Source organism: Salininema proteolyticum, assembly GCF_042685645.1.
Lineage (GTDB): Bacteria > Actinomycetota > Actinomycetes > Mycobacteriales > Micromonosporaceae > Salininema > Salininema proteolyticum.
On the sequence record NZ_JBHUNX010000001.1, the window covers coordinates 2,060,731 to 2,083,861 of the forward strand.

The 23,131-nt window shown below is 70.3% G+C and carries 20 protein-coding genes; 7 read left to right on the forward strand and 13 right to left on the reverse strand.

The features are described from left to right. The first annotated feature begins 107 nt into the window (after window positions 1-107). From bioA to bioD, 3 genes are read left to right on the forward strand one after another with little or no spacing between them, the layout of a single operon-like run. On the forward strand, window positions 108-1,469 hold the full coding sequence (gene bioA, locus ACFTE1_RS09605) for an adenosylmethionine--8-amino-7-oxononanoate transaminase (protein WP_380623410.1): 1,362 nt from the start codon (window positions 108-110) through the stop codon (window positions 1,467-1,469). Further along, a complete protein-coding gene (locus ACFTE1_RS09610; protein WP_380623408.1) occupies window positions 1,469-2,575 on the forward strand; it encodes an 8-amino-7-oxononanoate synthase in 1,107 nt (368 codons plus the stop codon). Before bioA ends, ACFTE1_RS09610 begins: the two co-directional genes overlap by 1 nt. Then, window positions 2,572-3,219, forward strand: a complete 648-nt coding sequence (bioD, locus tag ACFTE1_RS09615) for a dethiobiotin synthase (protein ID WP_380623406.1) — start codon at window positions 2,572-2,574, stop codon at window positions 3,217-3,219. Before ACFTE1_RS09610 ends, bioD begins: the two co-directional genes overlap by 4 nt. On the opposite strand, the gene ACFTE1_RS09620 is transcribed toward bioD, so the two are convergent. The 11 genes from ACFTE1_RS09620 to kdd form a co-directional block, all read right to left on the reverse strand. Then, window positions 3,194-4,327, reverse strand: a complete 1,134-nt coding sequence (locus tag ACFTE1_RS09620; protein WP_380623404.1) for a cytochrome P450 — start codon at window positions 4,325-4,327, stop codon at window positions 3,194-3,196. The two genes, bioD and ACFTE1_RS09620, sit on opposite strands and share 26 nt — an antisense overlap. Before the next feature lie 58 nt (window positions 4,328-4,385). Continuing rightward, window positions 4,386-5,594: a dephospho-CoA kinase gene (gene coaE, locus ACFTE1_RS09625; RefSeq protein WP_380623402.1), complete on the reverse strand. Its 1,209-nt coding sequence runs from the start codon at window positions 5,592-5,594 to the stop codon at window positions 4,386-4,388. A 257-nt stretch (window positions 5,595-5,851) separates the two neighbouring features. Further along, window positions 5,852-7,363 carry a 30S ribosomal protein S1 gene (gene rpsA / locus ACFTE1_RS09630; protein ID WP_380623400.1) on the reverse strand — a complete coding sequence of 504 codons (1,512 nt, stop codon included), beginning with the start codon at window positions 7,361-7,363 and terminating at the stop codon, window positions 5,852-5,854. A 410-nt stretch (window positions 7,364-7,773) separates the two neighbouring features. Beyond that, complete coding sequence (gene polA, locus ACFTE1_RS09635) at window positions 7,774-10,470, reverse strand: DNA polymerase I (RefSeq protein ID WP_380623398.1); 2,697 nt, start codon at window positions 10,468-10,470, stop codon at window positions 7,774-7,776. 144 nt (window positions 10,471-10,614) lie between these two features. After that, window positions 10,615-11,226 carry an ANTAR domain-containing response regulator gene (locus tag ACFTE1_RS09640; protein ID WP_380623396.1) on the reverse strand — a complete coding sequence of 204 codons (612 nt, stop codon included), beginning with the start codon at window positions 11,224-11,226 and terminating at the stop codon, window positions 10,615-10,617. Window positions 11,227-11,373: 147 nt separating this feature from the next. Further along, window positions 11,374-12,567 carry an MFS transporter gene (locus ACFTE1_RS09645; protein WP_380623394.1) on the reverse strand — a complete coding sequence of 398 codons (1,194 nt, stop codon included), beginning with the start codon at window positions 12,565-12,567 and terminating at the stop codon, window positions 11,374-11,376. A 23-nt stretch (window positions 12,568-12,590) separates the two neighbouring features. After that, the gene (locus ACFTE1_RS09650; protein ID WP_380623392.1) at window positions 12,591-13,937 is read right to left on the reverse strand and encodes a glutamate mutase L; all 1,347 of its coding nucleotides are present in this window, start codon (window positions 13,935-13,937) and stop codon (window positions 12,591-12,593) included. Continuing rightward, the gene (kal, locus tag ACFTE1_RS09655; protein ID WP_380623390.1) at window positions 13,934-14,314 is read right to left on the reverse strand and encodes a 3-aminobutyryl-CoA ammonia lyase; all 381 of its coding nucleotides are present in this window, start codon (window positions 14,312-14,314) and stop codon (window positions 13,934-13,936) included. The genes ACFTE1_RS09650 and kal overlap by 4 nt, the downstream gene beginning before the upstream one ends. A gap of 44 nt (window positions 14,315-14,358) precedes the next feature. Beyond that, on the reverse strand, window positions 14,359-15,099 hold the full coding sequence (gene kamE, locus ACFTE1_RS09660) for a lysine 5,6-aminomutase subunit beta (protein WP_380623388.1): 741 nt from the start codon (window positions 15,097-15,099) through the stop codon (window positions 14,359-14,361). Continuing rightward, on the reverse strand, window positions 15,096-16,676 hold the full coding sequence (gene kamD / locus ACFTE1_RS09665) for a lysine 5,6-aminomutase subunit alpha (protein ID WP_380623386.1): 1,581 nt from the start codon (window positions 16,674-16,676) through the stop codon (window positions 15,096-15,098). The genes kamE and kamD overlap by 4 nt, the downstream gene beginning before the upstream one ends. Then, window positions 16,673-17,824: an L-erythro-3,5-diaminohexanoate dehydrogenase gene (kdd, locus tag ACFTE1_RS09670; RefSeq protein WP_380623384.1), complete on the reverse strand. Its 1,152-nt coding sequence runs from the start codon at window positions 17,822-17,824 to the stop codon at window positions 16,673-16,675. The genes kamD and kdd overlap by 4 nt, the downstream gene beginning before the upstream one ends. 144 nt (window positions 17,825-17,968) lie before the next feature. On the opposite strand from kdd, the gene ACFTE1_RS09675 reads away from it, so the two are divergent. From ACFTE1_RS09675 to ACFTE1_RS09685, 3 genes are all read left to right on the forward strand, one after another. Next, window positions 17,969-19,378, forward strand: coding sequence for a KamA family radical SAM protein (locus tag ACFTE1_RS09675; RefSeq protein ID WP_380623497.1), 1,410 nt, complete (start codon window positions 17,969-17,971; stop codon window positions 19,376-19,378). Beyond that, a complete protein-coding gene (locus tag ACFTE1_RS09680; protein WP_380623382.1) occupies window positions 19,375-20,205 on the forward strand; it encodes a BKACE family enzyme in 831 nt (276 codons plus the stop codon). Before ACFTE1_RS09675 ends, ACFTE1_RS09680 begins: the two co-directional genes overlap by 4 nt. A 141-nt stretch (window positions 20,206-20,346) precedes the next feature. Further along, window positions 20,347-20,607 carry a hypothetical protein gene (locus ACFTE1_RS09685; protein ID WP_380623380.1) on the forward strand — a complete coding sequence of 87 codons (261 nt, stop codon included), beginning with the start codon at window positions 20,347-20,349 and terminating at the stop codon, window positions 20,605-20,607. Window positions 20,608-20,842: 235 nt separating this feature from the next. On the opposite strand, the gene ACFTE1_RS09690 is transcribed toward ACFTE1_RS09685, so the two are convergent. Together ACFTE1_RS09690 and ACFTE1_RS09695 are read right to left on the reverse strand one after the other, a co-directional pair. After that, a complete protein-coding gene (locus ACFTE1_RS09690; protein ID WP_380623378.1) occupies window positions 20,843-21,274 on the reverse strand; it encodes a hypothetical protein in 432 nt (143 codons plus the stop codon). 77 nt (window positions 21,275-21,351) lie between these two features. After that, the gene (locus ACFTE1_RS09695; protein ID WP_380623376.1) at window positions 21,352-22,176 is read right to left on the reverse strand and encodes a spermidine synthase; all 825 of its coding nucleotides are present in this window, start codon (window positions 22,174-22,176) and stop codon (window positions 21,352-21,354) included. 123 nt (window positions 22,177-22,299) lie between these two features. Between ACFTE1_RS09695 and mutM the strand changes: the two genes are divergently transcribed. Continuing rightward, window positions 22,300-23,130 (forward strand): bifunctional DNA-formamidopyrimidine glycosylase/DNA-(apurinic or apyrimidinic site) lyase, encoded by an 831-nt coding sequence (mutM, locus tag ACFTE1_RS09700; protein WP_380623374.1) that lies wholly within the window; start codon window positions 22,300-22,302, stop codon window positions 23,128-23,130. Window position 23,131 lies beyond the last annotated feature (1 nt).

Here is a 23,131-nt window from a genome sequence, read left to right on the forward strand (position 1 = left end):
GTCGGGGGACGGCACCCGGGACGCTCCGCGTTTAGAGGCATCCTACAATTCCCTATGGAGGAATCCTCTAAATCAGTGACTTCCCAGGGATCAGCGAAGGAGCGCCCATGGCACAGACCGACCGTCCCCCGTCGCCCGCCGAGAGTTCGTCGGCGGCTTGGACCGCGCGCGACGAGGCCGTCGTCTGGCATCCGTTCACCCAGCACACCACCTGGGCGGGAGACGAGCCGACCGTGGTCGCCTCGGCCGAGGGGCCGTGGCTGACCGACGTCGACGGGCGCCGCCTGCTCGACGGCGTGTCCTCCCTGTGGACGACCACGGTGGGCCACTGCCACCCGCGGGTCAACGAGGAGGTCAAGCGCCAGCTCGACACCCTCGACCACGCCACGTTCCTCGGCTCGACGCACCGCCCGGGCATCGAACTGTCCGAGATGCTCGTGGAACGTGCGCCGCGGTCGGCCGAACGGAGCCTGGAGAAGGTCTTCTACGCCGGGGACGGTTCTTCGGCCGTCGAGGTGGCCCTGAAGATGGCCTACCAGTTCTCGGCCCAGTCCGGCCGGGCCCGGCCGGACTTCGTCCGCCTCCAGCACGCCTACCACGGCGACACCCTGGGGGCCGTCTCCGTCGGGGGCCACGACCTCTTCCACAGCACGTACAAGCCGCTCCTGCTGACCACCGTCGGCGCCGCCTCGCCCGGAGACCGGGCCAACGGCCCCGACCGGGTCGCCCATGCCGAGGCGGACCTCGAGCGGATCATGGCCGAGCGCGGCGAGGACGTCTGCGCGATCATCGTCGAGCCGCTCATGCAGGGCGCCGCGGGGATGTTCGACTACGACGCCTCGTACCTGCGCACGGCCCGCCGCCTCGCCGACGAGCACGGCGCGCTGCTGATCTTCGACGAGGTGGCCACCGGCATCGGCCGCACCGGCTCCATGTGGGCCGCCAACCGAGCCGGGGTCGTTCCGGACATGCTGACGCTCGGCAAGGGCGTCACCGCCGGCTACCTCCCCCTGTCGGCCGTGCTCACCTCCCAACGGGTGTACGACGCGTTCCTGGCCCGCCCGGGCGACACCGGACCGCGCACGTTCTTCCACGGCCACACCTACACCGCCAACCCGATCTGCTGCGCCGCCGCGATCGCCAACCTCAAGGTCATGGAAGAGGAGGGCGTCCTCGACCAGGCCGCCGCGCTCGGCGAGCGACTCGGGGGCCTGCTGGACGGCTTCGCCGGCGACGACCGGGTCGCGGAGGTGCGCCGGGTCGGGACGATGACCGGCGTGGAGGTCGCCGACCAGGGGCCGCGCACGGGCTTCGACGTCTGCCAGGCGGCCCGCGAGCACGGCGTGTGGCTACGCCCGTTGGGGAACACCGTGATCCTCATGCCCCCGTTGAACCTCGGCGTGTCCGAGACCGAGCTGATGATCGAGGCGCTGGCCAAGGGGTTGGACGACGTCTTCGGGGGCCGGTGATGCCCTCGGTGTGGGACCGGCTGGGCCGCAAGGCCGAGTTGCGGAGCCGGGCGGGCCTGTCCCGCCGTCCGTCGCCGCGCCGGGACCTGGTCGACCTGGCCTCCAACGACTACCTGGGTCTGTCGGCCCACTCCGAGGTGGTCGATTCGGCCGCGGCGGCCCTCCGCGAGCACGGCGTCGGCGCCGGGTCGTCCCGTGCCGTGCGGGGCACCGTCGGACTGCACGAGGAGTTGGAGGAGGAGTTGGCCCGCCTGTCGGGCCGGTCGTCCTGCCTGGTGTACTCCTCGGGCTACATGGCGAACCTCGGCGCGGTGGCCGCGTTGACTCCGGTGCGGCGCGGGGAGCTCCGGGTCCTGTTCGACGAGCACGTCCACGCTTCGCTGCACGACGCGGCGCGCTTGGCCGGTGCCGAGTCGATCATGGTGCCGCACAATGATCTCAATGCCTTCGCGTCGCTGCTGGCGGAGCACCGGCCGCCGCTGGTGGTCGTCGAGTCGGTCTACTCCGTCCTAGGGGACGCGGCCCCGCTGCGGGAGCTGGAGTCCCTGTGCGCGGAGTTCGAAGCACTCCTGCTGGTGGACGAGGCGCATGCCTTCGGAGTCAGGGGCGCCGAGGGCGGGGGCCTCGCCCGCGGGCTGTCCGAGGAGACCGTGGTGGTCTCCGGGACCTTGTCGAAGGCCTTCGCCTCGGCCGGCGGCTTCCTCGTCGGGCCGAGCGTCCTGAGGCGCCATCTGGTCGACACGTCGCGCCCCTTCCTCTACGACACCGCCCCTCCCCCCTCCGTGGCGGCCGGGGCCCTGGCGGCCCTTCGGATCTCCCGCTCCGCCGACGACGCCCGGGAACGGATCCGGGCGCGGATAGAGGCCGCGGCGAAACGGTTCGGGGTGGCCCCCTCCGACGGGGCGATCCTGTCGGTCCCGGCGGGGGAGGCCGCGGCGGCCGTCGAGTGGCAGGCCCGTGCGGCCGGGCGCGGAATCGCGGTCGGCTGCTTCCGTCCGCCTTCGACGCCCGACCACGTCTCGCGCCTGCGCCTGACCGTCAACGCCTCCCTGCCGGAGGCCGTGTTCCAAGAAGCTCTCGACGTCCTCGAGGAGGTCCGCCCGTGATCGATTTCAACGGGCCGGTGGTCGTCACCGGCACCGACACCGGAGTGGGGAAGACCGTGGCGACCGCGGCCCTGGCCTGGCGGCTGTCGCGGTCCGGTCGGTCGGTCGAGGTCCTGAAGGCCGCGCAGACCGGCGATGACGACGACGCCGGCGTGGTCGAACGGCTGGCGGGAGTACCCGCCCGGGCTCTGGCCCGCTATCCCGATCCACTGGCACCCTTGAGCGCCGCCCGGCGCAGCGGGCTGGATCCGGTCGCGATGGACGACGTGGTCGCCGCGGTCAAGGGCAGCACGTCGGACACCGTCCTCGTCGAAGGGGCCGGCGGTCTGCTCGTCCAGCTGGGGCGGGACGGGTGGACCGCCGCCGACCTGGCCTCGACCCTCGGCTGTCCGGCCGTGGTGGTCGTCCGCTCCGGGCTGGGAACCCTGAACCATACCGCCCTCACCCTGGAGGCGCTGGAGCGGCGCGGTGTTCCCGCCTCGATCATGATCGGGTCGTGGCCGGCCGAGCCGGACCTGGCCGAGCGGGAGAACCTGACCGACCTCCCGGCCGAGCGGATCGCCGCTCTGCCGGAGGGCCTGGGCTCCCTGGAGCCCGGTGAGTTCCGGGAGCGCCTGGCTACGGTCGGGTTCCGGCTCTCCTGACGACCAGGCCCCGCGGCATCCGGAAGGACATGTTGTCGTCGGACCGCGGCCGTGAGACGAGGGTCCACTCGGCCAGGAGGTCCCGGGTCTCCTCCAGGACGACCCGGGCCTCCATGCGGGTCAGCTGGCTGCCCAGGCAGCGGTGGGCGCCCGCCCCGAACGCCAGGTGGCGCCGCGAGCCCTTCTGCCCGGGGCGGAACTCCGCCGGGCAGCGGGCGACGCCCTCGTCGCGTCCGGCGGCGGCGAGCCACACCAGGACCGACTCGCCCGCCTCCACCGGCAGTCCGCCGATGTCCGTGTCGCGCTTGACCTTGCGGCGCCAGGAGACGATGGACGGGAAGAGCCGGAGCCCCTCCTCGACCACTCCCGCCGGGTCCTCCCCCGCCAGTTGGGGGCGGGCGATGAGGTGGTCCAGGAGGAGGGTGAGGAACTGAGCGGTGGTCTCCTGGCCCGCGACCAGCAGGAAGAACAGCGCGCCGGTGGCCTCGTCCTCGCCTATCTCGTCGCGCACGGCCGCCACCGGGCCTTCCGCCCGGCGCACGTGGTCCCTCAGCCGGCGGTGGAAGGGGCCGACGATCTTCGCCAGCTCCAGTTGGCGCTCCTCCCCCGGGCGGGCCCAGAACATCTCCAGGGCGCCGCGGGCGAAGAGCTTAACCTCGTTCGTCGATCCCGCCGGGAGGTCCAGGAGCCGCTCCAGCGCCCGCAGGGGGATCTCCGCGCACAGGTCCGCGTCCAGGTCGACGGTCTCGCCCCTTCGCAGGGCGGCGTCCGCCTTGGCCACGAGCTCGGCCGTCCACGCCCGCACGGGCGCCTCCATACCGCCGACCCCGCGCGGGTCGAACACCTCGGCGAAGAGTTCCCGCATCCGCGGGTGCGTGCCGGTGTCGTTGTTCGCCATCGTCGGGGGCAGGCGGAAGCGGTGCCGCGTGAGTTCGCGGAGCACCGCGGGTGGCAGAGAGGTCACGGCTTCCAGGGCGTTGGCGGCCGTGAACCTCTCGGCGTCGGAGAGGACTTCCTTCGCCAGTGCGTGCGAGGCGACGACCACGTGGCCGCCTTCGCGGAAGACGCCCTCACCGGGCGGTTCGCGATCCCAGAGGCGAAAAAGCATGCCCCCAGAATACGCACGAACCCTACAAATGGATTTAGAGGTATCCTCTCAACGATCTTCAGCACAGCGGGTTGCGCCAACCGGTCTCCTCCGCCCAGGCCTCGGCCCGGTCGGTCGCCTCGCCGGTGAACCACGGGTTCTTCGCCTCGGCGTACTCCGTGGTCGTCTCGAAGCGGGCGGCCAGGTCGCCTTTCATCCTCGCGTAGTCCTCCCGGGCCTCCTCGTCGCTCCTCATCCAGTCGCGGAACAGGAGCGCGAACCTCTGCCCGGGCGTCTTGATGGAACGAAAGTGGAGGTGCGCGATGTTGCCCGGATCGGCCGAGCCGTACAGGCGCTTCTCCCACTTCCACTCCTCCGGGTGCACGGCGTTCGGCACGTCGTACACGGCCTTCCCGCCCTCCGGCGCGCAGGAGAAGAACCCGGCCGCGCCCAGCGACGCCTCGGCGCGGTCCACGGCTGTCAGGGCCACGACCGTCACCTGGATGTCGATGACGTCCTTGGCGGGAAGGTCGGCCACCGCGGTCGATCCGATGTGGTCGATGCGGACCGCCGAGGTTCCCAGCACCCGTCGCAGGCGCGCGGCGATGTGCTCGAAGCGGCTCTCCCAGCGCTTGTCGTGCGCGATGAACTCCAGCTTCTCACCGCGCTTGGCGCTCTTGCCCTCCGAGAGGTTCCGGGCGAAGGGGAGGACGCGCTCCCTCCACAGCTGCTGGATCTGGAGCTCCAGCGAGTGCTCGTCACCGGAGTTGTCCAGGACGACGTCGCAGACCCGCCGCCGCTCCTCCTCCGAGGCCTGGCTCTTCACGCGGCGCACCGCGTCCTCGCGGCTCATGCCGCGCTCCACGAGGCGGTCGAACCGCACCTCCACGGGCGCCTCCACGGCCACGGCGAGGTGGAAGGCCGCGGCCTGGCCGGTCTCGGCCAGCAGGGGAATGTCCTCGAGGACCACGGCGCCCCCGGGAAGCGCCGCCTTGATCTCCTCCGATCTGGCGCGCACGCGGGGGTGGACGATGGACTCGAGGCGGGCCCGGGAGGCGCCGTCGTCGAAGACTATGGACGCGAGCTTCGTGCGGTCCAGCTCTCCGTTGGCGGCCAGCACTTCCGGGCCGAAACGATCTACTATGGCACGGAGTCCGTCCGTGCCGGGGGCGACTACTTCACGGGCGAGGACATCGGCGTCGATAAGCTCGGCCCCCAGCTGGGAGAAGATCCGAGCGGCCGTGCTCTTACCAGCGCCGATACCGCCGGTCAATGCGATTTTAAGCACATACCACAGGATACTCCGCCCCTGCCCGCCGGCCGCACCAGGGCCGCCAACACCATCTGAACAGGACATGAAATCCGCGCTCATAACAATGCGGTGACCTGCAATTTTCCTTCGCGTCCACGCTCACGACCCGGAACGGACCCCGCGTGGCGGACCAGAGTTCATCCGCCTTCTCACCCCAAAGGGCAAGGAAAAGGCCCCGTGGACGGATCCACGGGGCCTCACGCCTCAGTGCGGGTGGGAACCCGCGTCAAGACCTAGCTGCCGGCGAGCTTCTCGCGCAGAGCGGCGAGAGCCTCGTCGGTGGCCAGCGTGCCGGCCGGCTCGACCGGGGCCTCGTCGGCCTTCTCCTCGGACTTGCGTCCCTTCGGAGCGGGCTTCGAGCTGCTGCTCGAGGACTGCTCGCCCTCGCCCTCGGACTTGGCCGGCGGGTCGGCGATCACGCGCTCGGCGATCTGCTTGCCGTGCTCCTCCCAGCGCTGACGGGCCTCGGCGTACTGACGCTCCCACTCCTCGCGGGCCTCGTCGAAGCCTTCCATCCACTCGCCGGTCTCGGCGTCGAAGCCGTCCGGGTAGATGTAGTTGCCCTGGTCGTCGTACTGGGCGGCCATGCCGTACAGCGTCGGGTCGAACTGCTCCTCGTTCTCCACGTAGGCCTCGTTGGCCTGCTTGAGGGAGAGCGAGATGCGGCGGCGGTCCAGGTCGATGTCGATGACCTTGACCATGGCGTCGGAACCGACCTTGACGACCTGCTCCGGGACCTCGACGTGGCGCTCGGCCAGCTCGGAGATGTGGACCAGGCCCTCGATGCCGTCCTCGACGCGGACGAACGCGCCGAACGGAACCAGCTTGGTGACCTTGCCCGGCACGATCTGACCGATCGCGTGGGTGCGGGCGAACTGGCGCCACGGGTCTTCCTGGGTGGCCTTCAGGGACAGGGAGACGCGCTCGCGGTCCATGTCGACCTCGAGAACCTCGACCTCGACCGGCTGACCGACCTCGACGACCTCGTTCGGGTGGTCGATGTGCTTCCAGGACAGCTCGGAGACGTGCACGAGGCCGTCCACGCCGCCCAGGTCGACGAAGGCGCCGAAGTTGACGATCGAGGAGACCGTGCCCTTGCGGACCTGGCCCTTGGCGAGCTGGTGCAGGAACTCGGTGCGGACCTCGGACTGGGTCTGCTCGAGCCAGGCGCGGCGGGACAGGACCACGTTGTTGCGGTTCTTGTCCAGCTCGATGATCTTGGCCTCGAGCTCGCGGCCCACGTAGGGCTGCAGGTCGCGCACGCGACGCATCTCGACCAGGGACGCCGGCAGGAAGCCGCGCAGGCCGATGTCGAGGATGAGACCGCCCTTGACGACCTCGATGACGGAGCCGCGGACGACGCCGTCCTCTTCCTTGATCTTCTCGATGGTGCCCCAGGCGCGCTCGTACTGGGCGCGCTTCTTGGAGAGGATCAGGCGGCCTTCCTTGTCCTCCTTCTGGAGGACCAGGGCCTCGATGTGGTCACCGACCGAGACGACCTCTTCGGGGTCGACGTCGTGTTTGATCGACAGTTCGCGCGAAGGGATGACACCTTCGGTCTTGTAGCCGATGTCGAGCAGGACCTCGTCCCGATCGACCTTGACGACAGAGCCTTCGACAATGTCGCCGTCATTGAAGTACTTGATGGTCGCGTCGATCGCGGCGAGAAGGTCCTCGTCGGAGGCGAATTCGTCGACCGCGCTGTTCTCAGCGTTGCTCGAGGTGGCCTCGATGCTGCTCGTCATTAGGGCTGTAGCTCCGGATACTTTTCAGTTCGTCAACTCGCCCGGCTGTCTTTGCGGGGCGGGCCTACGTTAGGTCGTCTGCGCTGGTCCTGTCGTCGGCCTCGCGGCCTCTGGCGCCCTGCTCCCTACCGAGGGCGCGGAATCACACGCATTCCCTTGCCAGCCTACCTGCAATCGGAAGATTACGCCATGGTCCCCGATCCGGGGTGTGCGACGCCACGCGGCGGCGACCTGGCTGGTAGGCGGGCCTGTCAGAAGTGCGCAATCCGCTTGACAGGCCCGGTCGGCAAGACTATAGGGGCCCTCTGGAAATAGACGCCCGTCGTCTGGTAGCCGCTTCGCGGGAAATCCGCTCACAGCGGTGGCCGGCGTCCGGCGCCGAAGCGCCGGGCGCCCCGACGGTCGCCCTCCTAGTGGGCGGCCGCCTCCCACGACTGGCCGAAGCCCGCGGAGACCGTCAGGGGAACGGGGAGGTCGGCGGCGTCCTCCATCCGCTCGCGGACGATCTTCTCGAAGCGCGTGCGCTCGCCGGGCGCGATCTCGCAGACGAGTTCGTCGTGCACCTGCAGCAGCACGCGCGAGGACAGCCCGGCCTCCCGGATCGCGGAGTCCACGTCGAGCATCGCCTTCTTCATGATGTCGGCCGCCGATCCCTGGATGGGCGCGTTGAGCGCGGCGCGCTCGGCCATCTCGCGGCGCTGCCTGTTGGTGGACCCGAGGTCGGGGAAGTAGCGCCGCCGCCCCATGATGGTCTCGGTGTAGCCGGTCTCCCGGGCCTCGGCCACGACGTTCTCCAGGTAGTCGCGGACCTTGCCGAACCGCTGGAAGTAGTCCTCGCGCAGCTGGGTCGCCTCGTCCACCGAGACGTCCAGCTGCTGGCTCAGCCCGTAGGCGCTCAGTCCGTAGGCCAGGCCGTAGGAGGTGGCCTTGATGCGGCTGCGCTGCTCGCCGGAGACCTTGTCCGGCGTGGTATCGAAGACCTTCGCGGCCACGGCCTTGTGGATGTCCTCGCCGGAGCGGAAGGCGTCCATGAGCGCCTCGTCGCCCGAGAGGCTCGCCATGATGCGCATCTCGATCTGGCTGTAGTCGATGGTCATCAGCTCGTCGTAGCCCTCGCCCACGACGAAGCCCGAGCGGATGGCCCGGCCGGCGTCGGAGCGGACCGGGATGTTCTGCAGGTTCGGGTCCGAGGAGGAGAGGCGGCCGGTGGCCGCCACCGTCTGGTGGAAGGTGGTGTGGATGCGCCCGTCGGCCTGCACGGTGGAGCGCAGCGTGGCGACGATCTGCTTGAGCTTCTCGACGTCGCGGAAGCGCAGCAGCTGTTCCAGCAGCGGGTGGCCCGTCTTCGCGTAGAGTCCCTGGAGCGCGTCGGCGTCGGTCGTGTAACCGGTCTTGGTGCGCTTGGTCTTGGGCATCTCCAGCTCCTCGAAGAGGATCTCCTGGAGTTGTTTGGGACTGCGCATGTTGAACTCGCGCCCGACGATCTCCCAGGCGCGGTCGGAGGCGTCCTTGGCCTGCCCGGCGAAAGAGCTCTCCTGGTCGGCGAAGTGGCCGTCGTCGGCGGCGATGCCGATCTCCTCCATGCGGGCCAGCACGCCGGCGAGGGGGTACTCGATGGTCTGGGCGAGCTTCTCCTGGTGGTAGTCGGCCAGGCGCTGCCCCAGCTGCTCGGCCAGGTCGGCGACGGCCACCGCGCCCGCGGTGTCGCGGTCGCGCCGCTGCTGGACGGGGTCGCCCTCGTCGAGCCCGTCGAGGACGCCCTCCTCCTGCGGCGGGGCGGTCACGAGTTCGCGGGAGAGGTACTGCTCGGTCAGCTCGGGCAGACCGAAATTGCGCTGCTCGGGTTTGAGCAGGTAGGCCGCCAGCAGGACGTCGTCGGCCATGCCCTCGAGCGCCGGCCAGCCGGCGGCGGAGGCCCCCCACAGGAGGTTCTTCGCGCCGTGCACGTGCTTGGGGCGGTCGGCGTCGGAGAGGAAGGCCGCCCATGCCTTGTCGTCGGCGGGCGTGAACTGGGTGGGGTCGGCCCAGGCGACGCGGTCGCCGCAGGCCAGGGCGATGGAGTCGATCGATCCCGAGCCGGCGGCGAACTCGCCGCTGTAGGAGATCGCGACGGGGCCCTCGGCGGCATCGAGCCAGGCGGCCAGGCCGTCGGCTTCGACCACCGTCGTCTCGTACTCGCGGGCGGGCTCGGCGTTCTTCGCGGTCGGGTCGCCGATGGCCTTGTCCCCCAGCTGCTCGGTGAGCCGCTTGCCGAGGGCGCGGAACTCGAGCTGGTCGAACAGGTCGTTGACCGACGCGGAGTCCCAGCCCTCCCAGGCCAGGTCGCCGAGTCCGGCGTCTAGCTCGAGGTCGTCCAGGAGGCGGTTGAGGCGGTAGTTGCGCTCCACGTCGCCGATGTGGTCGCGCAGCTTCTCTCCGACCTTGCCGCCGATGGCGTCGAGGTTGTCCATGATGCCCTCGAGGCTGCCGTACTTGTTGATCCACTTGGCGGCGGTCTTCTCGCCGACGCCGGGGACGCCGGGCAGGTTGTCGGCCTTCTCCCCCACGAGCGCGGCGACGATGCGGTACTGGTCGGGACGGATGCCGTACTTCTCCTCGACGGCCTCGGGCGTGTAGCGCTTGAGCTCGTCGACCTTGCGGCCCGGGTAGAGGACGGTCGAGTCGGGGGTGACCAGCTGCAGGGAGTCCCTGTCGCCCGAGGAGATGAGGACCTCGGCGCCGGCCTCGCGGCCCTCGCGGGCGAGGGTGGCGATGATGTCGTCGGCCTCGTAGTCCTCCTTGGTCAGCCACGCGATCCCCATCGCTCCGAGCAGCTCCTGGATGAGCGGCACCTGGCTCTTGAACTCGTCGGGGGTCTTGGCGCGGCCGGCCTTGTACTCGGGGTACTCGGCGGTGCGGAAGGTCTGTCGGGAGAGGTCGAAGGCGACGGCGATGTGGGTGGGCCGCTCGGTCGCGAGCAGCTTCATGAGCATCGAGGTGAAGCCGTAGATCGCGTTGGTGACCTGCCCTCCGGCGGTGGCGAAGCGGTCGGCCGGCAGGGCGAAGAAGGCGCGGTAGGCCATGGAGTGCCCGTCGATCAGGAGCAGGCGTGTCTTTTCGGTACTCACCCTTAGAGACTATCGGCCGGGGCCGACATCCGGGGCCGCGACCCGGCGAGGCGTGAACGCGAGAACCCGGGCTCGGGGGCCGGCGGAAAAGGCGAGAGCGCCCCGCACTCGGCGGGGCGCTCTCGCGAGGACTTCGGGGAGGGCCTACTGCTGGGCCTCCTCCTCGCTCTCCTGGACGACCCGCTCCGCGACGTCCCTCATGGACATGCGGTGGTCCATGGCGGCGCGCTGGATCCAGCGGAAGGCGTCGGGCTCGTTCATGCCGTACTTGGTCATGAGCAGGCCCTTGGCGCGGTCGACGAGCTTGCGGACCTCGAGGCGCTCGTTGAGCGTGTGGACCTCGTTCTCCAGCGCCTGCATCTCCTGGAAGCGGGAGACGGACAGCTCGATGGCGGGGACCAGGTCGGACTTCTGGAACGGCTTGACGAGGTAGGCCATGACCCCGGCGTTCTGGGCCCGGCTGACCAGGTCGCGCTGGCTGAAGGCGGTCAGGATGACGACGGGGGCGATGCGGGCGCCGACGATCTGCTCGGCGGCCTCGAGGCCGTCCATGACCGGCATCTGGATATCGCAGATGACGAGGTCGGGATTGGTCTCCTTGGCCAGGCGGACCGCCTCTTCGCCGTCGCCGGCCTCACCGACGACCTCATAGCCCTCTTCGGTGAGCATCTCGGCGAGGTCGAGCCGGATCAGTCCTTCGTCCTCGGCGATCAGGACGCGCTTGCGGGGCTGCTCGTCAGTGGCCTTATTCGACATTCAGATCCCAATACCTTTCCAATTCCCTACAGGGGCAGGCTCGCCGTTGAACCCGCCTAGGCCCAGCATAACCGGTCCGGCGCGATCTTCGCACCAGTCGGCGGGGCCGATCGGGCCCGGTGAGGCCATTCCCACACGGAACGGCCTCTAGGGACGGAAACGGTCGCCTCGCTCCGTGACCATGACCGCCGCGATACTGGCGGCGCCGATCACGAAGAGCACGCCGGAGACCGACCAGGCGGCCGTCCAGCCGAGGTGGTCGGCGACGAGCCCGAAGGCGATGGGGCTGACCGCGCCGCCGAAGTACACGCCGGTCTGGGTGTGGCCGGTCGCCGCCGCCGGCTGGTCGGGGTAGCGGGTCGTGACGGCCAGGTTGAGAAGTCCCGGCCAGGCCCAGCCGAGGGCGAACCCGGCCATGCACCCCAGCGCGATCGTCCAGGCGCTGCCGCCGATCAGGAGCCCCATGCCGACCAGTCCCCCGGCGAACATGCCGAGGATGATCTTGAGTTCGGAGCCCCTGAAGCGGTCGGCCAGCGCCCCGGCCGCGGTGCGCGAGACGACTCCCGCGAGTCCTCCCGCGATGAGGAGGACGCCGCCGTAGCGCTCGGACTGGCCCTGGGAGACGGCGTAGGTGGCGGCGAACGGGCCCAACGAGGTCGCGGCGCTGGCTCCGGCCAGGGCCACGAGCGTGAAGAGGGCCAGTCGCAGGTCGCCGACCTTGGCCTTCCTCTCACCGCGCCCGGGAGCCGGCGCGTGGTCGGCGGGGCCGGTGAAGTCGCGGACGATGAGCAGCGCGGCCAGGGCGAGGACGGCCGCCATGAGGTAGGCGGCCCTCCAGCCGAGGGTGAGGGCGACGGCGGGGACGCTGAGCCCGGCGATGAAGGTGCACAGCGGGATGGCGGCCTGCTTGGCGCCGAAGAAGAGTCCGCGGCGGTGGGCCGGGGCCCAGCGGCTGAGGTAGGCGTTGGAGGAGAGCTGGCCGAGCCCGTTGGCCGGTCCGGCGAGCGCCATGAGGGCCAGGAGCGTGCCGGGGTGGTGGGCGAGGAGCGCGATGGCCGCCATGCACAGGCCCGAGAGGACGATGCCGGCGTAGGCGGACCTGGTCGCGCCCCAGCGCTCGACGATCTTCCCGGCGAGGATGGAGCTGAGCCCGGCGGCGGTGAAGTAGAGGCCGGAGGCGAGGCCGATGAGGGAGGGGGTGAGCCCGAGGTCGCCGGTCATCTGGACGGCGAGTCCGCCGAAGAGGAAGGCGGGGAGGACGGTCGCGGAGGTGACCAGGACGCCCGCGGAGAAGACGAAGGCGTCGGATCGGGCCTTCGCCTCCGGGGCGGTTTCGTTCACGGTGCGGGACGACACCCCTCCAGTTAAACCCCTTCGGGGAGGAGTCCCGAGGCCAACCGGTCGGCAAGGTAGTTGCTCACATTTCGCGGGGCCCCTTTGCCCAATAGCCCCATGGCGAAGAGGCGGTACTCGGCGTCCACGGCCACCGTCGCGTCGCGGGGCGGGCGGATGCCGCCGGCGAAGTCGTCGAGGACGGCTTCGGCCAGGGACGCTGCCGTTGTCTCGGGGTGGGCCCTGAAGAAGCCGCCGGAGGCGAGGAGGAGGCCGGTGGAGGAGAGGTTCTTGGCTCCGCGCACCGGTTGGCCGGGGCCGCCGATGCGTTCGCCGCGGGCGTGGCGGCGGACGGCGATCCGCGCGGCCAGGGTGCACAGGCGGAGGTCGAGGTCGCGTTCGGCGCCGGTGTCGGCGAGCCAGTCGGGCCGGGCGGTGCGGTGGTCGAGGGCGGGGCGCAGGCGTGCGAGTTCGGCGTCGTCCATGAGCCTCTCCTCGACGGCCGCCTCGGCGATGCCGTGGGCGTTGTGCCGCAGGCCCAGGTCGCCCTCGACGGTGCGGCTGTTCCAGGCGGTGCCGCCGACCTCGGCGTAGAGGTGTTCGCTCTCCGGGTCGGGGGTGCGGGCGGAGTAGACGTCGGTGGTCGCTCCCCCCACGTCGACGACCAGGACGTCGCGTCCGCAGTGGCGGGCGAGGTGTTCGACTCCGGCGAGGACGGCGTCGGGGGTGGGCATGCCGATCAGGTCGATCACGTCCTCGCGGGCGGAGAGGTGTTTCCCGCCGATGACGTGGTCGAGGAAGGCCTGGCGGAGGCGTTCGCGGGCGGGGCCGGCGTTCAGTTCGCCGATGCGGGGCAGCACGTTGGCGCACGCGCTGAACCGCTGTCCCGCCAGGAGGCGTTCCGCTTCGGGCGCGGCGTTCTCGTTGCCCGCGTATATGACGGGCACGTCGAGGCGTATGTCGGCGAGCGCCCGGGCGTGGTCGAGGACCATGCCCTCGTCGCCGCCGTCGGTGCCTCCGGCCAGGAGGACGAGGTCGGGCCGCGCCGCGGCGAGCGCGCCCGGGTCGGGGCGCCCGCCGGCGGCGATGTGGACGATCTTGGCTCCGGCCGAGAGCCCGGCCTGGTAGGCGGCGCGGGCGGTGACCAGCGGTTCGTTGCCGACCACGGCGAGGCGGAGGCCGCCTCCGGCCGAGGAGCAGGCGTGCGCCTCGGCCAGGTTCGTGCCGGTGGCGTCCAGGAGGTCCTCGACCCCGTCGGCGATGTCGGTCGCCAGGGTGGTGGGCCTGCTGAGGTGGCGCAGGACTTCGCCGGTCTCTCCGTCGAGGTGCAGCGCCTTGGTGTAGGTGGAGCCGACGTCGAGGCAGAGGACCGAGGTCACGGGACTACGACGGTTCCGGTGGCGGTCACGGCGGACTCCGGGGGGTCGAGGACCTCGGCGGCCGAGTCGCCCTTGCCGGGGTTGGACCGGCAGGTGACGCGCAGTTCGAACTCGATGGTGCGGGAGCGGTTGCCGGTGCGGACGATGGTTCCCTGCGCCTCGACCATGTCTCCGGCGCGGATCGGCGCCTTGAACTGGACGTCGGAGTAGGAGGCGAAGAGTCCCTCGTCGGCGTCGGTGCGGATGCAGATCTCGGTGGCGACGTCGCCGAAGGAGGCCAGTGCCCAGGCGCCGTCGACGAGGCTGCCGCCGTAGTGGGCTTCGGAGTGGGGGATGTAGCGGCGGTGGACGACTGTCACTCCGTTGTGGTCGGTCATGGGGTCGGTGGGTCCCTTTCGTTCTCGGGTGCGCCGGCGGGCGGCTAGTGGGTTCCGATGAGGCTGTGGACTATGTAGGAGGCGACTTCGCCGGGCGTGGTGCGGCGCGCGAAGACGCGGTCGACGCCGAGTTCGGCGGCGGAGGACTCGTCGAAGCGGGGTCCTCCGGCGATGAGGAGGGGCCGCTTCTCGGGCGGGAGGGCCTCGCGGAAGGCCGCCGACATCTCCTTGGTGTTGGTGAGGTGGGCGTCCTTCTGGGTGACGATCTGGCTCACGAGGACGGCGTCGGCCTTCTCCTCCAGGGCCCGGTTGACCAGGTCGGGGACGCTGATCTGGGCGCCGAGGTTGAAGACGCGGAACTCGCGGTAGTACTCCAGGCCCTTCTCTCCGGCGATGCCCTTGATGTTGAGGATGGCGTCGATGCCGACGGTGTGGGCGTCGGTGCCGATGGTGGCGCCCACGACGGTGAGCTTGCGGCCGAGCTTCTCCTTGACCAGGGCGTTGGCCTCTTTGGGGCTCAGCAGCGGGAAGTCGCGCTCGACGACCTTGACCTCGCTGAGGTTAACCAGGTGGCTGACGGGGCCGTAGACGACGAAGAAGGTGTGGTCGGTGCCGATCTGGTGGGCGTGGACGAGCATGGGCGCGGTGAAGCCCATCTTCGTCGCGAACTGCAGGGCGGCTCCCTCGGCCCTCTTGTCGTGCGGGACGGGCAGGGTGAAGGAGGTCTGCACCATGCCGTCGCCGGTGGTGTCGCCGTAGGGGCGGACGATGTGGGACTCGCTCATCGGTTCTCCTCCTCTTCTCGCGCGGGGTTCCCGTCCAGGTAGGCGATCGCGGGGTTGTAGAAGTCGTCGGAGCGTTTCGCCACTCCGGACAGTCCGCGTCCGCCTTCGGGCGGGCGCTTCATGATGCCGAAGGTGCCCTGGCCGATCGCCTCTAGCAGTCCCTGCCGGTCGATCTCCTCGAGGAGGTCGACGGCCTCGGAGAGGACTTCGCGGGCGCGGTTGGCGATGAAGCCGTCGGCGGGCGGGTGGAAGTCCTCGGAGAGGCCGGAGCAGGCGTTGAGGACGTAGCGGACGTTCTGCAGGGCGATGTCGCGGTCGGAGATCCACGGGGTCACGACGGCCTCGGTCATCATGCCCACCAGGAGGATCGACTGTCCGGTCATGATCCCGGCGAGGTTGAAGAAGCCGTCGAGGAGGTTGCCGCGGAAGACGTCGCCGGTCATGTGCTTGGTCGGCGGCATCCATTTCAGGGGCGCGTCGGGGAAGAGGCTGCGCGCCAGCATGGCGTGGGCCAGCTCCATGCGGAAGGACTCGGGCACGTCGGGGTTGATCTCGAAGGCGTGGCCCAGTCCCAGCAGTTCGTCGGGGAGTCCCGCCTCGTGGGCGAAGTACTCGTTGACCAGTTGCGAGACGGTGACGGTGTGGGCGGCCTCGACCGCGTCGGCGGTGGTGAGGTAGTTGTCCTCCCCGGTGTTGATGACGATGCCGCCCAGGGCGTGGATCTGGCGGCTGAAGCGCTGGTCGACGAAGGTGCGGATGGGGTTGATGTCGCGGAAGAGGATGCCGTACATGGAGTCGTTGAGCATCATGTCGACACGGTGCATGCCGGCGAGCGCGGCCATCTCGGGCATGCACAGGCCCGAGGCGTAGTTGGTGAGGCGGATGTAGCGGCCCAGCTCGCGGGAGGTCTCGTCGAGCGCTTCGCGCATGAGCCGGAAGTTCTCGCCGGTGGCGTAGGTGCCGGCGAAGCCCTCCCGGGTGGCGCCCTCGGGGACGTAGTCTAGAAGGGACTGTCCGGTGGAGCGGATGACGGCGATGATGTCGGCTCCGGCGCGGGCGGCGGCCTGCGCCTGCGGGATGTCCTCGTAGATGTCGCCGGTGGCGACGATGAGGTAGACCCAGGGCCGCTGGGGCGGGTCGCCGATCTCGGAGACGAGTCCGTCGCGTTCCAGTTTGCGGGCGCGCACGCGGTCGAGTCCGCGCTGGACCCGGCGTTGGGCGAGTGTCCGGGCGGAGTCCTTGGCCTTGCCGGAGGGCAGGGTGAAGTCGACGGCTCCGGCCGCGGCGGCCTGGGCCAGTTCGGTGAGGCTCTTCCAGTCGCCTTCGCGCAGTTGGTGGAAGACGGGGTCGGACACGCCCTGTTCGAGGCCGGTCTGTTCGGCGACGGTGTCGACGAGGCGGTTGACCCACGGGATGCCCTCGGAGTCGGCGCCTTCGAGTCCGGCGAGGCGGAGGGTGGCCCGTTCGACCGAGGCGGTGGTGTGGCCGTGGGCGAGGTCGACGATGGGCTTTCCGGCGTCGGCGGCGAGCGCGCGGGCGCGGGCGACGAGGTCGGTGTCGAGTGGCAGCTTGGTCATCGGCGGTTTCCTTCGGGGCCGGGGGCGGCGGTGTCACGGTGTTGCGGGGCGTCGGGGTCTCCGCCCCGCTGCGTGCTGGGGCCTCCGCTTCGCTCCGCGCTGGGTCCTCCACTTCGCTCCGCGAAGTGCTCCCGCAGAGTCTCGTCGCGGCGCAGCAGGTCCAGGGTGTACTCGGCGTGGCCGGGGCTGTAGCCGTTGCCGATGAGCATCTCGACGTCGGCGGCCAGGCCCTCAGCTCCCAGGGCCGCGCCGGTGAAGGAGGTGGCCATGGAGAAGAAGACGATGACGCCGCCCTCGTTCGTGGCCAGGACGGCGCCGTGCTCGCAGCCGGGGACGTCCACGCAGACGACCGTGACGTCGGATCCGCCGGACCGCTCCACCGCCCGGCTCAGGGCCATCGGGTCGGTGGCGTCGGCTACGGCGGTGCTGTCGGCCAGTCCGGCGCGGCGGGCCTGCTCGGCCTCGTTCTCGTCGTAGGCGATGGCGGTGGTGGCCTCGGCTCCGGCGTCGCGGGCGGCGGCCAGCGAGAGGCTGCCGGACTTGCCCGCGCCGCCGATGACGGCCACGCGCGGCGCCTTTCCGCGCTCGGCGCGGAAGCGCTCCACGACCCGCTTGGTCAGGGCGGGCGCCCCGCACACGTCGAACGCCGACAGCGCCAGGGTCTCGTCGAAGTCGTCGGGGAGGACGGCGAGGACGGTGCGCTCGAACAGGATGGCGTGTCCGTCGGCGGGGACCTGCTCCCCCAGGCCGTCCCAGTCCGCGAGGCCGTCGTAGACCTCCAGCGGTGTCAGGCTGAGCGAGACGAGCGTGGCGATGCGGTCGCCGGGCTTGGCGGGGCCGTGCCAGTCGGGACCGGCCTCTTCGAGCGTCCCGATCAGCATTCCGCCAGATCCTGTCGCCGGATTGTGCATTTTGCCGCGCTTTTCGATGATTTCGAGCACGTTCGCGCGTATCGCGGCTCCGTTTCCGTCATGGGCGGTGGACAGCTGGCGGTAGGAGGCGGCGTCGAGATTGAGCCGCTCGACCCGCACCCGGGCCTCGTTCGCATGGATCTCGCGATCGGCGTCCAGGCTTTCCGCTGCCTGTGGGAGCACTCCGGCCGGGGTGAGGACACGGTGGGACCCCACGGGCGAGGCGATCGTCGTCATTGGCGACCTCTGTTCTGAACTCGGTTGAGCGACGTGAATTCCCATCATTCGGGACCTGGCGGACAACTCTAGCGGAAGGTTATCCTACTCACAAGACGTGATTAGTCACAAAGGCGACCGATCCGATCACACCACGACGGAGGACTGACCGTGACCCAGAATCCGACCGCCGGCAACCACGCCACCGCGATCGAACAGCCCTACCAGTACCGCCGCCGCACCCTCGTCGAACCCGACTGGCGTCGCTTCCCCGGATGGGAGGACGTGAAGGACGAGGAGTGGGCCTCGGCGCAATGGCAGCGCGCCCACTGTGTCAAGAAACCCGAACAGCTACGGAAAGTCCTCGGAGACCGAGTCTCCGAACGCTTCTACGAAGACCTGGCCGACGACATCTCGCACAACGCGACGATGTCGATGCTCCTACCGCCCCAGATGCTCAACACGATGGTCCCCACCGTGACCGACGAGCAGCCCGGTTCCTGGACCGACGCCTTCTACGCCGACCCGATCCGCCGTTACATGCTCCCCGTGGCCTCGGACCGGCTCCCCGACTGGCCCAGCCACCCCCTGTCCTCGCGCGACTCCCTGCACGAGCACGACATGTGGGTCGCCGAAGGACTCACCCACCGCTACCCCACCAAGGTCCTGGCCGAGCTCCTCTCCACCTGCCCGCAGTACTGCGGGCACTGCACCCGCATGGACCTGGTGGGCAACTCGACGCCCCAGGTGGCCAAGCTCCGCCTGGGCGGCAAGCCCGTCGACCGCTTCACCGCCATGTTCGACTACCTCAAGGAGCACCCCGAGGTCCGCGACGTAGTCGTCTCCGGCGGCGACGTCGCCAACATGCCCTGGCCCCGACTGGAGTCCTTCGTCGAGAGCCTCCTGGCCCTCGACTCGATCCGCGACATCCGCCTGGCCTCCAAGGCGCTCGCCGGCCTCCCGCAGCACTGGACGCAGCCCGAGGTCGTCAACGGTATGGGGCGCATCGCCAAGCGCGCCCAGGACCAGGGCGTCAACCTCGCCATCCACACCCACGTCAACCATGTCAACTCGGTGACGCCGGCCGTCGCCGAGGCGGTCAACGCCATGCTCGACGCCGGCGTGCGCGACGTGCGCAACCAGGGCGTGCTCATGCGCGGAGTGAACGCCGAGCCCAAGGAGCTGCTCGACCTGTGCTTCGCCCTCCAGGGCGAGGCGTCGATCCTGCCCTACTACTTCTACATGTGCGACATGATCCCCGGCTCCGAGCACTGGCGGGTCTCGGTCCGCCACGCCCAGCGTCTGCAGGAGTCCATCATGGGCTACCTGCCGGGATACGCCACCCCGCGCATCATCTGCGACGTTCCCTTCGTCGGGAAGCGGTGGGTCCACATGATCGCCGACTACGACCGGGAGAAGGGCATCTCCTACTGGACGAAGAACTACCGCACCTCCATCGAGGCCGAAGACCCCGAGGCTCTCGAGCGCCACTACCCGTACTTCGACCCGATCGACACGATCCCCGAGTCCGGGCGGCAGTGGTGGGCCGAGAACCCCGAGGGGCCGCAGGTATGACCGGAGGAATCATCACCGTGGCACCCACCGGTGCCGAAGTCTCGAAGGCGGACTTCCCACCGCTGCCCGTCACGCTCGACGAGCTGGTCGACACCGCCGTCTCCTGCGAGGAGGCCGGGGCGTCGATCATCCACGTGCACATCCGCGGCGAGGACGCCCTGCCGACGCTGGACCTGGGGCGGCTCACCGACACCGTCGACGCCCTGCGGTCCGCCACCGACCTGGTCGTCCAGCTGTCGACCGGCGGGGCGGTCACCGACCCCGAGTCCGACCGCCTGCGCGTCCTCGACGCGCGGCCGGACATGGCCTCGTGCACCATGGGCACCGTGAACTTCGGCGACGCGGTGTTCATGAACCGCTGGGACTTCATCACCGAGCTGCACAAGTCCATGCGCGACAAGGGGGTCGTGCCCGAGTACGAGATCTTCGACCTGGGGCACCTCACCAACCTCGCCCGCCTGCTCGACAAGCACGGGCTGCCCCACGGCGGGCACGTGCACGTGGACTTCGTCCTCGGCGTGCCCGGAGGGGCGTCGGGCGACGCGCCGACCGTGACGGCCATGGCCGACGCGGTGAGGCGCTACCTTCCGGAGGGGACGACCTTCTCCGCCACCGGGATCGGCAGGACCACCATGCCGGTCATGCTGACCTCGGTGGCGGCCGGCGGGCACCTGCGCGTCGGCATGGAGGACACCACGAGCTTCCGCCGGGGCGAGAAGGTCGCCTCCAACGCCCAGCTCGCGGAGCGGGCCGCCGACGCTCTGCGCCTGGCCGGACGCGAGGTCCTCGACCCTGAGGGAACACGTAAGCTGCTCGGTATCGGCTGAGCCGCACGGGGGCGGGCGATGAGCGCCCGCCCCCGCTTCACCGTCCGCGCACCATGTCCAGATTCCGACAGGGCTGAGAATCCACAATGTCCTATCTCGCCTCGCCCCTCTCCTAGAGTCGGGGCGAGGAGGTAGTGAAAGATGGGAATCGGATATCGGGCCGCGTCGGCGGTCCTCATCGCGGCGGTCGCCGCCGGGGCGGCCTCACCCGCCGCGGCGGCGCCCGCTCCGGAGCGGGCGGCGGCCTACGGCTATCTGGCCGAGGTCCACCACTCGAGTCACGCGGACCTGGAGGCTTGCCGGAAGGCGGGAGGGGAGCTGGTGCGCGACCGGACGGACGTCTTCGACTTCTCCTGCGCGCAGACCGACGCGACATGGGGACTGTGGCTCAAGATCGGCTGAGGCCGGCGTGAGAGGCGCGCCCGGCGAGCCCGCGTCGCGGCCGCCGGAACGGCCCTGTGTTCTTGCGGGTGGGGACTCGTCGGACGCGCGGGGAGCGTCCACCGCCGACCGGGACGGGACTGCCAGTCGTCCCGGTCGGCGGCTGCTCAATCCGGAGGACATGCGTGTCCAATGACTCCAGTCTGCCCTGTACTGTCACGAGTCCTTCATAAATCCATCATAAATAGACAGACAACTATTCATCTGGTTCTCCGGCCCGGCCCCGAGACCCCTCCCCGTCGGCGCCCGTCCCGCCGGACTCCCCCTCCGGTCCGCCGGTCAGCTCGTTCTCCGCCTCCATGAGGAACTCGATGGCCTCCGCCAACGCCTCCGTCGCGTCGTCCACGGGCCCCTCCCCCTCCACCAGGTGGAGCAGGACGTGGCGTGCAGAGACCAGGCGCGCGGCGGCCGCGTTCAGCGTCGCCCCCGGCGTCGCCTCCAAGTAGCGGCGGGACCAGTCGAAGGCGGAGTCCTTGTCCAGCAGGAGAAAGGCCGTCGTCACATCGGTGACGGCCGCGACCTCGGCGACGAGTTCGGCCACGGGGGCGTCGTGACGGGGTTCTCGGCCCAGGGCGGTGAGCGCCTCCCTCCAGCGGTCACCGGGCTGCCGGGCTTGCGGTTGCGGCATACGCCAAGGGTGGCACAGGTCGTCCACTTCGTCGCGGGAACAGCCGATATGTCCCCTGTCGCACCGCCCGGCGGGCGTCAGCGGAAGGCGCCCTTCGGCGGGACCGGCGAATCCATGGCGGCCTCGTCGCTCAGGGCGCGGGCGCCCGCGATGAAGTCGTCCAGCTCGGCTCCCTCGACCAGGCGGCACGGGAACGGGTCGGTGGCGAAACGCCGGCGCACGTCCTCGATCGGCAGAGGCGCGGCGGAGGCGAGGACGAGGATGTTCCCGAAGGTCCCGCCTCGGAGCACCGCGCCGGGCGCGGCAATCAGCGCGTGGGCGAACTCGGCGCGCACCGCCGACAGGGCCGAACGGGCGAACGTGCGCCGGCCGCCGTCGCAGAGATTGGCCGCGTACAGACCGCCGGGGCGCAGCACCCTGGCGACCTCCCCGACGAACTCCCTGGTCGCGACGTGACCGGGTATGCGCGCGTCCTGGAAGACGTCGGTGATGATGAAGTCGTAGCAGTCCTCCGGGGCCTTCTCCAGCTCCTCCCGGGCGTCGCCGCAGCGCATCTTGACCTTCACGCCCTTCGGGAGCGGTGCGTCGGCGCGGACGAGGTCGATGACCTCGCGGTTAGGCTCCACCGCCTGCTGGTAGGAGCGCGGACGCGCGGCCGCCACGTACCGGGCCAGGGCCAGGGCGCCGCCGCCCAGGTGGAGGGCGCGGATCGGCCGACCGGACGGGGCGGACGCGTCGATGAAATAGGAGATGCGGCGCATGTAGTCGGCGTCGAGGACCTTCGGATCCTCCGTGTCGATCGTCGCCTGGACCACGCCGTCCATGATCAGGTGGGCCAGTTCGGGACGGTCGCGGTCCCTCTCGAAGCGGGGACGGCCCGCCTCCCCTTCGCTCGCGGTCACCTCCTCGAGTCTACGCAGTGTCCCCGCCCACCCGGCGCCGTCTCCCAAGGGCCCGTTGCCCCTCATGCCGCATCGGGCCCCTCGCGAAGGAGGCACCGCTCGAGCGGTGCCTATAGTGGAAGGATGCCCGAGCTACCCGAAGTCGAGACCATCCGGCGCGGCGTCGACGCCAACTTCCGCGGCGCCGAGATCGCCGAGGCCGACGTCCTCCACCAGCGCGCCGTCCGCCGCCAGGCCGAGGGCGGCGAGTTCTTCGCCCAGTCCCTCGCCGGCGCGCGGATCACCGGGTCGTCGCGGCGCGGGAAGTACATGTGGCTGACGCTCGACTCCGGCCAGGCCCTGCTGTGCCATCTCGGCATGAGCGGACAGTTCCACGCCGTCACCGAGAAGATCCCGGCCCACCGCCACCTGCGAATCGCCCTGCGGTTCACCGACGGGCGCGAACTGTGGTTCGTCGACCAGCGGACCTTCGGAGGCATGGAGGTCACCGAGATGGCCGACGGGCTACCCGAGCGGATCTCGCACATCGCCCCCGACGTCTTCGACCCCGCCTACGACGCCGACCGCGCCGTCGAACGCCTCCGCGCCAAGCGCAGCGAAGTCAAGCGGGTCTTGCTCGACCAGGGCTGGGTGAGCGGCATCGGGAACATCTACGCCGACGAGGCGCTTTGGAGGGCTGGCCTCAGCCCCGTCCGCTCGGGACACCGCGTCGGTACCGCCAAGGCCGCCGACCTGCTCTCCCACGTCACCGACGTGCTCACCGAGGCCGTCACCGCCGGGGGAACGAGTTTCGACGAGCTCTATGTCAACGTCAACGGCGAGTCGGGGTACTTCGACCGCTCCCTCAACGCCTACGGGCGCGCCGGGCAGCCGTGCCGACGCTGCGAGACCGTCATGCGCAAACGCGTCGTGGGAGGCCGCGCCACCCATCACTGTCCACATTGCCAACGATGAG

What these genes read in the sequence shown, in the direction of transcription:
- bioA (WP_380623410.1), top strand. Translation starts at nt 108, where the DNA reads ATGGCACAGACCGACCGTCCCCCGTCGCCCGCCGAGAGTTCGTCGGCG.
- ACFTE1_RS09610 (WP_380623408.1), top strand. Translation starts at nt 1,469, where the DNA reads ATGCCCTCGGTGTGGGACCGGCTGGGCCGCAAGGCCGAGTTGCGGAGC.
- ACFTE1_RS09620 (WP_380623404.1), bottom strand. Translation starts at nt 4,327, where the DNA reads ATGCTTTTTCGCCTCTGGGATCGCGAACCGCCCGGTGAGGGCGTCTTC.
- rpsA (WP_380623400.1), bottom strand. Translation starts at nt 7,363, where the DNA reads ATGACGAGCAGCATCGAGGCCACCTCGAGCAACGCTGAGAACAGCGCG.
- ACFTE1_RS09640 (WP_380623396.1), bottom strand. Translation starts at nt 11,226, where the DNA reads ATGTCGAATAAGGCCACTGACGAGCAGCCCCGCAAGCGCGTCCTGATC.
- kal (WP_380623390.1), bottom strand. Translation starts at nt 14,314, where the DNA reads ATGACCGACCACAACGGAGTGACAGTCGTCCACCGCCGCTACATCCCC.
- kamE (WP_380623388.1), bottom strand. Translation starts at nt 15,099, where the DNA reads ATGAGCGAGTCCCACATCGTCCGCCCCTACGGCGACACCACCGGCGAC.
- kamD (WP_380623386.1), bottom strand. Translation starts at nt 16,676, where the DNA reads ATGACCAAGCTGCCACTCGACACCGACCTCGTCGCCCGCGCCCGCGCG.
- kdd (WP_380623384.1), bottom strand. Translation starts at nt 17,824, where the DNA reads ATGACGACGATCGCCTCGCCCGTGGGGTCCCACCGTGTCCTCACCCCG.
- ACFTE1_RS09680 (WP_380623382.1), top strand. Translation starts at nt 19,375, where the DNA reads ATGACCGGAGGAATCATCACCGTGGCACCCACCGGTGCCGAAGTCTCG.
- ACFTE1_RS09685 (WP_380623380.1), top strand. Translation starts at nt 20,347, where the DNA reads ATGGGAATCGGATATCGGGCCGCGTCGGCGGTCCTCATCGCGGCGGTC.
- ACFTE1_RS09690 (WP_380623378.1), bottom strand. Translation starts at nt 21,274, where the DNA reads ATGCCGCAACCGCAAGCCCGGCAGCCCGGTGACCGCTGGAGGGAGGCG.
- mutM (WP_380623374.1), top strand. Translation starts at nt 22,300, where the DNA reads ATGCCCGAGCTACCCGAAGTCGAGACCATCCGGCGCGGCGTCGACGCC.